We start from the raw sequence: 13,642 nt of genomic DNA on the forward strand, positions 1-13,642 counted from the left end.
TCTTGATGCCTAGTTGGCGGGTTGGACCGCGTCCTTCGGCAACCAATAGGCGCGCTTCGGCGACGGGTCCCCAATCCTCATCACGCTGCTGCCGGAACCAGCGTCAAACACAGTGGCTAGCGTGTTCTTCTGCACTCTCGTGCAGTGAGCAATCGCCTCCCCGACAGTCGCTACATTGGCCTTTGCTCGCAGGCGGTCGAGCAACACCTTGTTGTCCCCTGCGAGGTCAGGTTCACCGGTCGCTGGCGAAATGTTAGAGGTGCCTTTGGTGGCAACCAAGATGCCAATCATCAACACAACGAAATTCACGTACTCCGCCTGCGCAGGGGATTCGCACCCATAGTAGATATCGACCGGCCCGCCCTTGGTTACAACACGCGAGCCGCTTGAGCAAGCGACTTTCGAGCAGTTCTCGGCAGCATTCACTTGCAGAGCAAATGCAGCGAGCGCGGCGATACAAATTTTCTTCATGAGCTTCGGTGTTTGCATTTGACCCGTTGCGAAGGAGACAAGCGATCCTTGGAGATTGTTTGCGCAGGTCAGGTTTTTGTGCACGCGCTTCGATGAGTGCAAGCTCAACCTGGTCGGAAGGTGTTGCTCGGACGCTGAGAACGTCCGCTATGCGGCGAATTTGAGGCCGGCTACGAATGACGGGTTCTGGCCGGCTGACGTCAGTCGAGGGGCCTGCCCATTGCGAAATCACATTCCAGCCCAAGGATTGCCGCGACCGATGACTGCAGTTCCTCAACCAGTTCTGGATCCATAAACTTGTAGTTGTCGGGGATGTCCATGACGTGAACCGGTTTTTCAGCGATCACCCGGGTGAACTCGGCGAGCAGTCGTGACTTGTGCTTCTCCTCCATCACCAAGATCACGTCGGCCCAGCGAATGTCCTCTACCGAGACCTTGCGTCGGGCATTCGGACTCGTTCCGGCCGAGCGAACGGACAACTTGGGGTGCTTGCGCCAGACCTGCTCGGCGGTGGGACTGCGCCACTGATTCCTGCTGCAGACGAACAAGACGTTTCGCCCCTCGCCGACGAACTCGCTCGCAGCTTCGCGCAGGAGCTGATTTTCCGAGACCCGCGGATAGTCGAATCCGAGTTGATCGGCCCGAGCCACCTTGTCGGATCGCGTGTAGAGGTCTTTCCACCGCTTTTCCCGCGGCCAGCTATCTTTTCCAGACATGCTTTCTGTTCCAAGAAATAGGAAGGTTCGTCGATGCTAGCGAATGAACATTTCCATGAAATTGAGTACTCGCACCGAATGACCGGTATTGGCCGCAACTAGCCCTAGCCGCCGGCCTCAATAATCTCTGGGCCAAATCGACCGAGCTCGGTGCGCTGATTGTCAGTGAACGTCCTTTTCGCCAGCACCAGCGACTGCAACCCCTGAATGCCTGCCAATGCCGCGAGCGTCGCAACCGAGAGTCGAGAGGCGTCGAGCGCAATTTGCTGCACTCCGCGCAACCCGCAAAGCGCGATGGCCTTGTCGTCCTCTAGGGGTACATCCATCAGCGTGACTGAAAACACCTCGGCGTCCCACACGTAGCCACCACCAAGCGCCTCGACGTGGTCTAGAAGCCCTTGATTGATTCGGCACTCTTCAGCGGTCATTTTCCGGTCCTGTGGTGAACAAGTAGCACTCGTCCGGAGAGCTGGGCGTCCGCGACGAACTTCCGCTATTGGCCGCATTCTGTCTTCTGCGTTGGCCGAACAGTTCATCCACATTAACTTCGCGGGCGCTCCATAGCGGTCGTTGAGGCGATGAAGCCAAGCTTTGCGAAGAACCCGGCAGCGCCTTCTCTTCCGGCTCGAAGCACCCAGGTGATGATCGATTCGGACCCGACAAGGCGCTCGACAAGTGCCTGCCCGATGCCTCGCCTCCGGTGCGACTCAGCAACCACTACCATGGACAAGTACCCGTTTGAAATCCCATCGGTGATCGCGCGAGCGAAACCGACGACTTGGTCGTCCGCCACCGCAACCAACGCTCGCCGCGAAGCCGAGATCAGCCGGCCGAGTTCCTCGACGTTAATGACGCGATGTGCCCACCCGTTGCACATCAGCAAGCGATGGACTGCCCGATCTGAGAGGGCAACTTCCGAGATGACCAGCAGCACAGCACGTTTTCACACAGCCTCGGCCAAAACCGGACCGAGCCAGGATCGACGATCGAAGGGGAAGGAAGGGTTTGAGTACCCCTGAAAACACGCCGATCGCGAGTTTCCACGCAGCCTCGGCCGCATCCAGCCGTCTGAGGTCCGAGCCCTGCTCGCCGGGACGGCTTAGGCCCTTGTAGTCGGGGTCGTCCCACTGCAATTCAAGCCGCATGTAATAGCTCATTGCCGAGTGACTTTCTCTTCCATCTAGGACGAGATCTGCGGACGAATGTCTGTCTATGAACAGATTCTGCCCGACTCCAAGCGACCGCTCCTGCCGACCTCAGACCTGGGAACTGGCATCTCGCGGCGCGAGCGCAGCCCGTACCTTATTCAGGAGCCTTTTCGCTGCGATGGCCCGTTGCATTCCAGTGACGCTGCCGGTGCAGAGGCAAATCGCAACGACGGACACGGCGATGGCCGCAATAGGATGCCTCTCTACGAGGGAGCAGGCTAAGGCACCGCCGAGTATGAGTGCTCCGATGCCACCCATTTCAGACGTGGCGCTCCTGCAAACAATTTCACCTGTCTCATGGTTGACCCACCCAAGCAGGGTCCGCCAGTCGCCAGGTCGCAGAAGAACTGCCGTGACGGTCATCCCGGCCTCAATCCGAGGTGAACCAGGGACCTCGATTGCGTACTTTTTCACGTCCCCCGCTTGAAATCCGAACCCCGTGAAGGGCACACGGTTATACGGTGACCTGCGGACGATGTCGAACACTCGGTCGAACGTGACGGTGACCTCATTCATGAACAAAGGCATTTGCAAAGCGGGTGAGATAGCTTAAACGAGCCCACGTTGAGACCACGGCGCTGCACGTGGGTTTCTGGCTCGCTTGCGGTATATCGCACGAGTGATTCGGTCAGCTCACAGTCCAAGCACTGCCTTGCCTGTCAGCATGCAAGGCAGCGTGCAGCAGCAAGGCGGCCGCGCAGGCAACCAGCGGGGCCAATGCTTTCGAGCGCTGTCGCTTTCAGGAGCGCATGCTCGATGGTGTCGATGCGCAAGTAGACAGAGGGCAAGCAAGCGACGAGGTTGCGCGCGATGGCAGTCTCAGCGAACGAGGCGACCGCGCTCAAATTGCAGAGGTCTGAAGCTGAGGCTCATCCTTGCTCAGAACACTAACGCAATCATTTCCGACTATGAGGAATTCGCGCAGGTCTTCGTACATCCGGCCGCTCACATAATGCGCACGGTGAAGCTCGAACGTTTTCCATCCCCCAGTTGTGACCTCGAAAAGCCAGCCAGTCTTCAGTGAGCACCGAGACCAGAATTCCGTCAGGTCGAGTTCGTCGAGCACTCGGAATCCCCAGACCGAGGAAAACACCACTGTGCTAGCGAGCTTCGACCCTTCCACTCGTATCGTCAGGCAGCCGGCCGTGTACGAGATGGACACGACCTCACAACTAATATCCGGCTGAAACGGACCTGCCAAGACCCTCACCGCAGGCTGCAAATGAATCAAGTCGCTCATGCACTTCCTTGGCTTCGTATGGCTGGACTTGATTCTGACTGACGATGGAACGTCCGGTTGGCCGGATTCTGTCTTCGGCGATCGTCCCCGGCCGGCGCCGTTTAGTCAAAGTCGATGGACCCGACGATTGCGCTCGCCTCTGCGAGCTCGGACGAGGAAATGGGACTCGCGGTCGCCGCTACTACGTAAGTCACAAGGGCCACGTCCTGTCCATTGGTCAGGTACCAGACGCGTACGAGGTCATCGTCTTTGAAAAAAGTTGCACCGACACGTTGGCTGGCGGCTTGATCCCTTTCGAGGTCCGAGGCTGGACCCAGCGCTCTGCTTTCGGCGAACTCAACGAGGAGCGCCTCGAGGTCATCTTGACTGACGTTCGGGCTGGCACCAGCCTGGTATTTCGCCACCGAGAACTGAAGCGCGCCCACCCCGTCTGGTTTCGCCAGCGTGGGCGGCGTTCCTTCGGGCAAGTCGTCGGTGACGTCCGCCCAGCCTTCGAGCAGCGAGATGCGGACGTCTGCGAATGCGAAGAGTTGGCTCATATCAGATGAATAGGAGCATTGGATCGAACGTCTGGGGTTGGCCGACTGTAGCCTGTCGCAGACGGAACAAGAGAGATCCAAAGCCGGCCTTCGGTGCGCTCGAAAACAGTCATTGGGACCTCGTGCAAGCGAATGTCTCACCTTGCCGAACTGAGTAGTTACTCGGCGACCGATTTCTTGGCTATGTGAACCAGCAACTTGTCGTCGAAATCCGGATCGCCGTAGGGCACCAGCACCATGAATTTACCTCTGTCCTTTTCAGCGAAGGCGTCCGTGATAGCGCCTCCTATTGCTCCTCCCAAGGACTGAGAGACGATGGTGCTGCCGCTCACGCGTGCAGCATTATTGGACGACGTGGAGATCGCCGTCAGGGTCCCGGCATCCACTGTGACAGTCTCAGGTTCGAAAGCTATAAAGAGCCGTGGCTTGCCATCGCCCCCCTTGGGCAGCCAGATGCCACCTTTTCGAATGATGTACTTCCCATCGGGGAGCGACCGCTCATAGAGTGGTCTCCCTGAACCAAGGAAAAATGTACCGTGGGCGTTCTCCTTCACAGAGATGTACCGCCCCGGAAAGATCCCGTGCTCAAACTTCTGTCCGCGCCAGCTAGCTTGTGTCACTCGCGCGATTCGGTCGGGCAACGTGATGACTTCGCTGCGTCGAACAGGGCGAAGGTGCTCGTTTTCCTTTGGAGGAGTGACACAGGCGCATGTAAGCAGCGCGACGCACAGCAAACCCAACAGCGTTTTCACGGATATTCCTTGTTTCCGGTCATGGTCACATCATTTCAGGCCGATTGAGAGGCAGTTGGGAATGTCTGGTTCTGCCGGATTCTGCCGCAGCTATTGGCGCACCGACGCCGCCCCGTTGGTTCCGGAGTATTTGGGCCGCGAGCTCCTTGGCACGGCGCATCCCTTCGTCCGTCAGGTAGACCGACTCCCGCCTGCCGTGGGCCTCCGTGATGAGCCCTTTTTCGTGGAGCCCGTCCATGGTTGCGAAGTCATATCGCTTCCATACGCGTCCGTTGTCGAACTCAAAGACGCCGAGCAACGGCAGAACCGCCTCTTCGACCTTGACCATGTCATATCCCATAGCATCGCCCCTTTCCGTTCGGCGATGGACCGTTTGCACGGCGCCGCCTCTGATTAGCCTCGGCGACCGCGAGGCGGCAGTTCGACTTTACGATGGTACTTTGGCAATTTGGCATTCGCCAGCAACATGGTCTCACCCGCCAGGCGTCGTACAGGCTTCAATTCCGACACGCACAGAGATGAAAGCAAGCAAGACCAAGAGATCCACGTCCTGGAGCGACGTCAAGGCCAGACTGGTCCATTTCGACCACGATGGACTGGTCGGCCTGGTGCATGACCTGTACACGGCCGACAAGAGCATCCAGATTTTCCTTCACGCCCGTTTCGGGCTGGGCGAAGATATCCTGGAGACGTACAAGATCACCATCAGCCGCTGCCTTTGGCCCGACATGTTTCGGAACCAGACCGTGTCCGTCGCCGAGGCCAAGAAGGCCATCGCGAATTACAGGAAGGCAATTGGCCAACCGGAGGGCCTCGCAGAGTTGATGGTCTTCTACTGCGAGCGCGGATCAGGCTTCAGCGTTGAAGTTGGCCTGCAGGACGAAGACTTCTTCAACGCGTTGGTGCGAATGTTCGAGCAGGCGTTGAAGGCCATTTCGAAACTGCCGGATGAGCAGCGACCCTTGCTCATGGAACGACTGGAAGCCGTATGTCGCATCAGTCAGAACATCGGCTACGGCGTCGAGGATGCCATGAAGGACCTGCTTGTCGAATACGACATCTACGATTGACGACGATGTTCAAGGTCTGCTCATGGCCGGATCCGCCACTAGCGAGCGGGCGGCGTTGTCGCAACGGGCTTGCCGGTCAACTCTTCGATCTTTGATCTCGCCTGCCGTTCGATCGCTGCATTTTCCTCTGCCGACAGCTGCACTGATCGAGATGGGAGTTCGGTGGGCGGCCTTGAGCCCTGAGCGTTGATGGCAATCACTGCGACCACTGCGAGACCAGCGACAGCGGTCGCGACCCATCCAGGAACGCGGTGAGCACCGCGCCATTTTTCAGGATTAGCTTTTGCAAGATCATGCGCCCATACCCACGCGCTTCCGGAAATCAGCAGGCTCAGAAAACATAGAGGAATGCCGATCCAGATGACGCCGACGGCGGCCCACGGTGTCAGCACACCGCTGATCGCCAGGAGGCCAAGCCAAAGCACAGTCGGGGCTACACCCAAAAGAATCAGTATGTTGGCAACATTGCGTTTGCTGTCGGAGCTCATTTGATTCACCGAAGTCGTAGGGCTTGAATGTCCGCCATCCGCTGATCTTCGCTTGCGGGAACAATGACTGGCTCTGGTCGCATTCTGCCCACCGGCTGGCTCCACGCTCATGAGGAAAACCGGCCGACGAGGCGCGCACATGCGGCGCGAACCTGCTGCCGGTGAAGAGCCTCGATCTCGCGCGCCTCGCGGTCGCACTGTTCTAGCCAGGCCGGCGCACATTGACTGCGGAGCTCGTGCGGCGGAAGGTGGTCCGCTTCACTCGCAACGGCGACGAACAACGTGAAGTCCGGGTCATGGTCAAGCCGTGACACTTCAAAGCTCAGCGCTGCCAATTGCCTGACGCCCTCAATAAAGGGTACCGTGTCATCCGCGAGGCCCCGAGCGGCGTCCACGACCGCTCTGCGCGCCGCCCCGAGTTGGCCGTCGTCAGCCGTGTTCACGTCACTCCTCTGTACATGTTCACTGTCCTTCGGCGCCACCCCTCGAAGGTCCGCAACTCGGCCGACTGTAGTCGGTCGACGCCTTTCTAAGTCCCTACAGGGTTGCCGTCGAGAGTTCGTACCGCGCATACGAAGAGGCCCCGATCCGAACGACGCTATGCAGCGTAAAGCCGAAGCCTTCATAAAGATTCCGCAACCCTTGGCGGTCTGCGACGCAGTCCAGGCGAAGGTGAGCACGTCCAAGCTGCTGAGCCCGAGTTCGGGCATATGACAGCAGTGCGGTCGAGGCGCCCTTCTTCGCCCACGCTCGGCGTACGGCGAGCTTGTGAACAAAAGCCGAGGTGCCCGGCAGGACCTCGGGCCAAAAATAGGCGTCCTCCAACTCGAACTTCATGACGCCAGCCAGTTGCTCGTCTTGACGGGCAATGTGAAAGACACCCTTGCTCACGTCCTGCAGGACGCTTTCGCGGCCAATCTCGACTGCCGACCAAAGCGGCCTACCGTCGCTGGCGAGCCACTCGGCCGCCTCTTGCAGGATGGAGGCAATCATTGGCGCATCGGAGGGGCGCGCTTCCTGGATGTTCATGGATGGCAAGAGTTTATTCGGCGACCGCAGCGAACCTCCCGTTCTCGCCGACTGTAGCCGGCCAGGCCCGCGTTATGAGCAGCGCCTTCGCTGCCATCGTGAATGGACCTACGCCGACAAACGCCTCCTCCAATTCCCGCCGTCTTTACGAGGCAAGGACGACGAAAGCCTGCAGTTCGGCCATCTTGCCATCACGGAATCGCCAGACATCGCAGTACGCATGAGGCTGTGTGTTCCCCTCCTCGTCCGTCAACGTGATCTCGCCGAGTGCGGCAACGAAGTCGCCCTCGCCGATCATGTGGTGAACCTGGAAACGGGGCGGCTCTTTGTACGCGACGGCCATCCACTCGCGAACGGCATGCTTGCCTCGCAGGATCGTGTCACCCACGAAGTTCCAGACGGTGTCTTCGGTGCAGAACTTCAAGAACCCTTCGAAGTCGCCGTCCATGATGACGGCGTTGGCGGTCGCGAGGATTGTCTTGTGATCTTTGGGCATTTCAGCATCTCCATCCATGAATGGCGGTGGGGCCCGCGCGAGTGATCAATGAATCAGGGCCGTGACGCACATTTTGAACCGGTCCGAAATCACATTTTCGGCCAGCCCAAGCGAAGGTCTGCTGCGCGCGAATCGTGATTTCCGTGAGGCTATTTCCGGCCGATTGCGGGCTAGCGTAGCTAGAACCATCGAACCGTGAGTATGTACGCCACCCGGACGGCTGCGTCGCCTCGCGGCCATCGAACTCAAATTCGGCCGCTTCAAGGCTGAGCACAAGGGCCAGATGGAGCTGTAACTGAAGTGGCTGGACAAGCATGAACGGCTGACGGGTGAAGAAGCGCCCATCGGCCTGATCCTGCCCGATGGACGCCAACTCGCCAAGACGTGGCCAGGCTCCAATTTTGAAATCAGCTGGTCCCGGAAGCTTCCGAGTACCCCTCCGGATCTTCGATCCAGCGCTGGAGCGCTGCACGAGGCCATCCACAGGCGTGTCCTCCCAAGTGCACGGGAGGCGGGAACTTGCCTTCGGCAATTCTTCGATACACGGTGGCGCGGCTCAGTGCGGTGATGCGTATCACGTCGGCCATGCGAAAAAACGCGGGGCCTGTCGCGCTCGACAGATCAACATGGCGGTGATCGGCATGGGGTTCGAATTGCATGACAACTCCTTGAACTAGATTCGGCCTTCAAGTGGCGGTGCGTACCAACGGTGAACTGCTGGCCTGAAGAACCCGGACGAGAGCACAACCGGCACCGAAACCAGATCGGCATTGACCTTCGGACTCCGTTCGCCAGTTGCAGTCCAATCCAGCGCCCCCGAAACCTGTCTCCCGCATGGATGCGCGGAGCGTGCAACGACTCGCGAGTTCAGACAACTAGCAACTTTGGCAGGGGCAAAGTGCTGACCGGGGCACAGCAGCCACCACGCTCAGGCGGCGAGACTGCCACTGCAACCCTCCAGTGAAGTCGACAGCGCTCATTGGAAGCGCAGAGCCACCGCCCTGCGTTAGATTTCGTCGGCCCGAGAGTCCTAGGCTCACCGAACAGGTGGCCCAGGTGACTTGGCATCCGAACGCTCCAGCGCTCGAATTCTCTCGGTCTCCCTCCAGCGCTCGGCCATGCGCTGTCCATCCGTCTGTACAGGAGGCATGCGGTCGACAAGGCGATCCACCTCGGCTGCCAGATTGGCCTCGCCGTGTCTTCGAAGCGCATCCGCTGTGGCGCGCCAATCTGCGACCACTGCCCGCCGGGTGTTTCGCATCTGCTCTTGTCCGTCATCCACGGCGCCCCGCCCCGAACCCAGCGCCTGGAGCAGGTTCTCCAGCTTGGCGCGCATGAAGGTCGAGGTCTTCGGCGGCCGATGCCTGGCTCGGTCGTCGGGCGGCAGTTGCCCGAATGCCCGAAGCGCGCGCAGCCGATGATGGATCGCATCCCTGTACGGCTTGCGGGTCTGCCCTCGCACCTGTCGCGGTGTGGCATTGGCCGCCACGCCCTGCTCTCGCATCAGTGCGGCGAACTGCTCGCGCCACTGGCGCAGCGTGTCCTTGCGGATGTGGAGGCGCCGGCCAGGCTCAAACTCGTGCTCGCACTTGACCACCAGGTGCACATGAGGGTGCGGCTGATCGGTGTGCAGCACCATGGCGTAGCGATATTGCAGCGCGAAGTTCTCGCGCGCAAAGACGCGGGCGGCAGCCCGTACCTTGTCCGGCGGCGTGCCGGCGGGCATGGACAGAACGATGTTGTGCACCAGCTTCGCACGCGTGTCCTTCTGCCCCGGAGCGGGTCTCGGCTTGTACTGGCTTCTGCAAAGCTCGAGCTGCCAGTCGGCCGTGATCTCCTTGGGAGCGCCCCGGCCCTGCGGCATCAGCCCCTCGTCGGTTTCGATCGGCAGCTTGCCGTGCCGGCCGATGTAGCGCAGATGGGCCTCGACGCCGCCGATGTCCCGTCCGCCGCCGGAGACCTTCACCATCACCTCGGGCGTGCGCCCCACGGTGCGCTGGATCTGCGCGATCTGGTCGGCGCCGAGGCGGAGCTGGCCGCCCGGTCCTCGCCGACCGTAGCTCACGATGTCCAGGGTCAGGTCGCGCGGCGCGTCGGCCGCGCCGCGGCTGCTTCGGCCCACGCGCATCCTCTGTTCAGGCATGGGCACTCCCGCCGCCGGTCTCCCAGCTGATCAGGTTGCGGCGCACGAGGGCGGCCGTGGCTTCGCGTGCCGCCTCGACGTCCCGCCGGACCGACGCGATCGCCTCGCCCAGGTCCGACGCCACCGGCCCGGGCAGTGTGTTCGGCATGCCGAACATTCGAAGCTGTCGTTGCAGCGCAGCCAGTCGGGCGCCGGTCGCTTTGATGTGATCCAGCTCGTTCGGCGGCAGCACGGCCGCGTCACGCACATGGTTGTGGACCAGCAGAGTGAGGTAGCTGGCTGTCTTCATCCCACGGACCCGGGCTCGTCCGGCCGCGAGCGCGCGATCGCCTTGGCGAAGCCGCAGCGTGATGCGATCCGTGGCGACACCGTCGGCATTCGAATCATGCGTCTCCGGGCTGTTGGACCTCAGCACTTCGTTGACCATTTTGGCGAGCAGCCCCGACTCGCTGAGCTGATGCCGCGCGGCCAGCGCGGCAAACCGAGCCTTCGTTTCGGGCGGCACCCGGGTCCCGATCACGCTGGACAGAGAGGTCTTAGTCATCGCAAAGCCATCGCTGTTAACAATGTCTGACGGCAGTCTATCCTGCCCTCATAGCCGCACAAGGACTTTGCCCTCGGAATTCCAGCGTCGAACTCACCTCGCCGTTTCGCCGCTCCGGAGCCTTGCAGTCGATCGGCAGTTCGGAGCCCTCCATCAATGTTCGGCATGCCGAACATTGATGGAGGTAGACGGAACGATCCCGCCCTCATGGCCGCACAAGGACGTTGCCCTCGGATTCCAGCGTCGAGTTCACCTCGCCGTTTCGGAGCCCCGGAGCGTTGCCGTCGATCGACAGCTCGAAGACCACCATCAATGTTCGGCGTGCCGAACATTACGGAGGTAGACGGAACGATCCCGCCCTCATGGCCGCACAAGGACGTTGCCCTCGGAATTCCAGCGTCGACCTCCCCTCGCCGTTTCGCCGCTCCCGGAGCGTTGCGGTCGATCGGCAGTTCGGAGCCCTCGATCGATGTTCGGCATGCCGAACATTACGGAGGTAGACCGAACGATCCCGTCCTCGTAGCCGCACATGGACTTTGCCCTCGGATTCCAGCGTCGAGTTCACCTCGCCGTTTCGCGGCTCCGGAGCCTTGCCGTCGATCGACAGCTCGAAGACCACCATCAATGTTCGGCGTGCCGAACATTACGGAGGTAGACGGAACGATCCCGCCCTCATGGCCGCGAGAGGACATTGCCCTCGAAGTTTCGACGTCGTCCTGCGACCGCCACCTCCAGGCTACAGAAACCGAAAATTCATTCCGCTCGCGAAGCAAGCCCCCACGACCGCTGCATGGCTTCCTCACGGCCCCATCAAGCAGAAGACTCCGCTGATGCTGCCGTTCGAGACCTTCTAGGTGTTCGGCATGCCGAACACCTAGAAATAGAGCCGGACAGAGAGGTGAATTCGGCACGCAGCGAATTCGCGGGGGAACCATCGATGGGCATCCGCGTCGCCCCGCAGCGCGGCAGGGCCGCCAAGAACAGCCTACTCTCGCAGCGTGAACACCACCGACAGGTAAGAGACCGGCTGGGTCTGAATGGTCTCGATCCCATGCAGTGCGGTCGCATCGAACAGCAGCGAGTCCCCGGCCCTCACCTCCACCATCCTGCCGCCATAGCGGTAGGTGACTTCCCCGGACAGAAAGTACAGGAACTTGAGGCCCGGATGCTGGAAGGTCACATAGGGACCGGCGCCGGGCAGCAATGTGACCAGGTAGGGCTCCACGAACAGGTTGCCCGACAGCAGATGGCCCAGCAGCTCATAGCGGTAGTCCACCACCGCGCCGATGCGATCGACCAAGACACCATGTCCTGCACGCACATGGCAAAAGTCAGTGCGCCGCGCCTGATCACTGAAGAAGCGTGAGGTCGGCACCTGCAGGCCCTGCGCGAGACGCTCCAAGGTCTCCACCGACGGCGAGACCAGCCCGCGCTCGATGCGCGAGAGCATCGAGGCAGAAATCCCCGAGGTCTTGGCCAGTTCGCCGCCAGACACCTCGGCCGCCATGCGCAGCGCCCTCACCTGCGCCCCGATGCGCGCCGCGGACAGGCTGCGCACGACAGGTGCGGGTTTCCTCGATCGGACACGCGTCACCGAGACCGGCAGCCGCAAGGGGCGGACCGTTGGCAAAGGCGAGGCGGCTTCTTTGCGCGTCATACGCCCCCGCTGATCACGCGCAGGCCACCGCCAAGAAATCGCCGGTGGCGTTCAATCTGAAGGTAGCTGCTCTGGTTCCGCATCGTTGCTGCATCGTGTTCTTAAAAACATGCACAGCGGGATTATGTGTCGTTTAAGACGTTTCCTCCACAAGCACATTCAACGAGCCTGCTCGGACATGAATGCAGGCACACGATCCAAGACGCCATCTGGCATTGCGCGGGGCAGGTTGCCCAACGCAGTGACCCTGGCTCTCGGGCGAAACCTGAGGTATTTCCGCGAGCAGGCAGGACTCACGCAGGTCGAACTGGCCTTCGATGCGGAGGTGGAGCGCTCGCGCATCTCCAAGATAGAACGAGGACACATCAACCCTTCGCTGTTGACGCTGGCCACGCTGTGCTATTGCTTGAAGATCACACTCCCCACTCTGTTCGAAGGCATGAAAGAGACGCTGGCGCCCTCATGGAAAGGCGGCGAGTTGCGACGCTCAAACCAAGCAGTTCTTGTCGCGTCGTCGGAGAAGTCGCGTGGTCACCGATAACGCGCAGAAACCGCGACCTCAACAGTTCGGTTTCTGGTTTCCTCGGGCGGGCCTTTGGTAATAGTCCGCTCGAGGCCGTTGTTGACGGCTCGACTGTTTAGGGCGTGACATCTGCGACGTGTTGAAGCAGAGCGAACGCCACGCGCCATGCGCGCCCGTCGCAGTGAACGGTGGCCGTGCGCTGGTTGAGCCGAACGATTTCTCCGACGTGGCGCTTCAGGCTTTGATCGGTGAAGCTCACACGTTGGCCGACGCGGAAGTCCTGCTTGTGATGGATCTCCGGCGGCGGCCTCAGCGGCGCGGCAGTCGTGGGTGAGGGTGACGCGCCTGCCTGCTGATCACCGACAGGCACGACGGCCGCGTACAGCACGCTGAAGCGCTGTTTGCTTTGCTCGTCGATCAGCGTGACCTGCCGGTCCTTCATCGCCGCGATGCGAGCCTCGCGCAGCTTGCCGGTCCCCCAGTCCCAGTACTTCACCAGTTGGCCCATGTGCAGCTGCGAGCGCGCCTGCACGATGCGCCTGGGGTCGGCCATGAGCTGCTCGATGACCCAGCTGAGCTGGTACAGCTCGGCGCTTGTGGCCATGGGGAGATCTTCGATCTGCTTGACACGCATGCTGGCGATTTTGCCAGCGGCGATGTGCTCAGGCCGCGAGCCTGTCGGTCGGCGGTGAGCTCGTCGGCGCCGCCTTGGCAAGCTCACTGGCGGCTTTGCCGAGCCAAGCCTCCCCCTCCTGCGGCGAAGGTT

General features: G+C 60.9%; 19 protein-coding genes. 2 read left to right on the forward strand and 17 right to left on the reverse strand.

Annotated elements, in window-relative coordinates; translation table 11 throughout:
* Positions 1-9 precede the first annotated feature (9 nt).
* The 8 genes from AC1DMS_RS21160 to AC1DMS_RS21195 form a co-directional block, all read right to left on the reverse strand.
* Positions 10-489, reverse strand: coding sequence for a hypothetical protein (locus AC1DMS_RS21160; protein WP_478181744.1), 480 nt, complete (start codon positions 487-489; stop codon positions 10-12).
* Positions 490-671: 182 nt separating this feature from the next.
* Positions 672-1,187: a low molecular weight protein tyrosine phosphatase family protein gene (locus AC1DMS_RS21165; protein ID WP_478181745.1), complete on the reverse strand. Its 516-nt coding sequence runs from the start codon at positions 1,185-1,187 to the stop codon at positions 672-674.
* 104 nt (positions 1,188-1,291) lie between these two features.
* Positions 1,292-1,615, reverse strand: coding sequence for a hypothetical protein (locus tag AC1DMS_RS21170; RefSeq protein WP_478181746.1), 324 nt, complete (start codon positions 1,613-1,615; stop codon positions 1,292-1,294).
* A gap of 113 nt (positions 1,616-1,728) precedes the next feature.
* Entirely contained in the window at positions 1,729-2,121 is a 393-nt protein-coding gene (locus AC1DMS_RS21175) for a GNAT family N-acetyltransferase (protein WP_478181747.1), read from the reverse strand.
* 1,115 nt (positions 2,122-3,236) lie between these two features.
* A complete protein-coding gene (locus tag AC1DMS_RS21180) occupies positions 3,237-3,635 on the reverse strand; it encodes a hypothetical protein (RefSeq protein ID WP_478181748.1) in 399 nt (132 codons plus the stop codon).
* Positions 3,636-3,736: 101 nt separating this feature from the next.
* Positions 3,737-4,174: a hypothetical protein gene (locus tag AC1DMS_RS21185; protein ID WP_478181749.1), complete on the reverse strand. Its 438-nt coding sequence runs from the start codon at positions 4,172-4,174 to the stop codon at positions 3,737-3,739.
* A gap of 158 nt (positions 4,175-4,332) precedes the next feature.
* Positions 4,333-4,926 (reverse strand): hypothetical protein, encoded by a 594-nt coding sequence (locus tag AC1DMS_RS21190; RefSeq protein ID WP_478181750.1) that lies wholly within the window; start codon positions 4,924-4,926, stop codon positions 4,333-4,335.
* 25 nt (positions 4,927-4,951) lie between these two features.
* Positions 4,952-5,254 carry a DUF6429 family protein gene (locus AC1DMS_RS21195; protein ID WP_478181751.1) on the reverse strand — a complete coding sequence of 101 codons (303 nt, stop codon included), beginning with the start codon at positions 5,252-5,254 and terminating at the stop codon, positions 4,952-4,954.
* A 190-nt stretch (positions 5,255-5,444) separates the two neighbouring features.
* On the opposite strand from AC1DMS_RS21195, the gene AC1DMS_RS21200 reads away from it, so the two are divergent.
* Entirely contained in the window at positions 5,445-5,996 is a 552-nt protein-coding gene (locus AC1DMS_RS21200; RefSeq protein WP_478181752.1) for a hypothetical protein, read from the forward strand.
* A 38-nt stretch (positions 5,997-6,034) separates the two neighbouring features.
* Here AC1DMS_RS21200 and AC1DMS_RS21205 read toward each other — a convergent pair whose 3' ends face one another.
* The 8 genes from AC1DMS_RS21205 to AC1DMS_RS21240 all read right to left on the reverse strand — a co-directional run bounded on the left by AC1DMS_RS21205 (position 6,035) and on the right by AC1DMS_RS21240 (position 12,254).
* On the reverse strand, positions 6,035-6,484 hold the full coding sequence (locus AC1DMS_RS21205; RefSeq protein WP_436298537.1) for a hypothetical protein: 450 nt from the start codon (positions 6,482-6,484) through the stop codon (positions 6,035-6,037).
* 107 nt (positions 6,485-6,591) lie between these two features.
* On the reverse strand, positions 6,592-6,927 hold the full coding sequence (locus AC1DMS_RS21210) for a hypothetical protein (RefSeq protein ID WP_478181753.1): 336 nt from the start codon (positions 6,925-6,927) through the stop codon (positions 6,592-6,594).
* Positions 6,928-7,021: 94 nt separating this feature from the next.
* The gene (locus tag AC1DMS_RS21215) at positions 7,022-7,513 is read right to left on the reverse strand and encodes an N-acetyltransferase family protein (protein ID WP_478181754.1); all 492 of its coding nucleotides are present in this window, start codon (positions 7,511-7,513) and stop codon (positions 7,022-7,024) included.
* 145 nt (positions 7,514-7,658) lie between these two features.
* Positions 7,659-8,009 carry a nuclear transport factor 2 family protein gene (locus tag AC1DMS_RS21220; RefSeq protein ID WP_478181755.1) on the reverse strand — a complete coding sequence of 117 codons (351 nt, stop codon included), beginning with the start codon at positions 8,007-8,009 and terminating at the stop codon, positions 7,659-7,661.
* 407 nt (positions 8,010-8,416) lie between these two features.
* Complete coding sequence (locus AC1DMS_RS21225) at positions 8,417-8,668, reverse strand: helix-turn-helix transcriptional regulator (protein ID WP_478181756.1); 252 nt, start codon at positions 8,666-8,668, stop codon at positions 8,417-8,419.
* 377 nt (positions 8,669-9,045) lie between these two features.
* Positions 9,046-10,137 carry a relaxase/mobilization nuclease domain-containing protein gene (locus tag AC1DMS_RS21230; RefSeq protein WP_478181772.1) on the reverse strand — a complete coding sequence of 364 codons (1,092 nt, stop codon included), beginning with the start codon at positions 10,135-10,137 and terminating at the stop codon, positions 9,046-9,048.
* A gap of 7 nt (positions 10,138-10,144) precedes the next feature.
* Positions 10,145-10,696, reverse strand: coding sequence for a hypothetical protein (locus AC1DMS_RS21235; RefSeq protein ID WP_478181757.1), 552 nt, complete (start codon positions 10,694-10,696; stop codon positions 10,145-10,147).
* A gap of 985 nt (positions 10,697-11,681) precedes the next feature.
* A complete protein-coding gene (locus tag AC1DMS_RS21240; RefSeq protein ID WP_418148857.1) occupies positions 11,682-12,254 on the reverse strand; it encodes a helix-turn-helix domain-containing protein in 573 nt (190 codons plus the stop codon).
* Positions 12,255-12,531: 277 nt separating this feature from the next.
* Between AC1DMS_RS21240 and AC1DMS_RS21245 the strand changes: the two genes are divergently transcribed.
* On the forward strand, positions 12,532-12,894 hold the full coding sequence (locus AC1DMS_RS21245; RefSeq protein WP_026284333.1) for a helix-turn-helix domain-containing protein: 363 nt from the start codon (positions 12,532-12,534) through the stop codon (positions 12,892-12,894).
* A gap of 97 nt (positions 12,895-12,991) precedes the next feature.
* Here AC1DMS_RS21245 and AC1DMS_RS21250 read toward each other — a convergent pair whose 3' ends face one another.
* On the reverse strand, positions 12,992-13,510 hold the full coding sequence (locus tag AC1DMS_RS21250) for a hypothetical protein (RefSeq protein WP_478181758.1): 519 nt from the start codon (positions 13,508-13,510) through the stop codon (positions 12,992-12,994).
* Positions 13,511-13,642 lie beyond the last annotated feature (132 nt).

Source organism: Variovorax sp. 05T418, assembly GCF_056396385.1.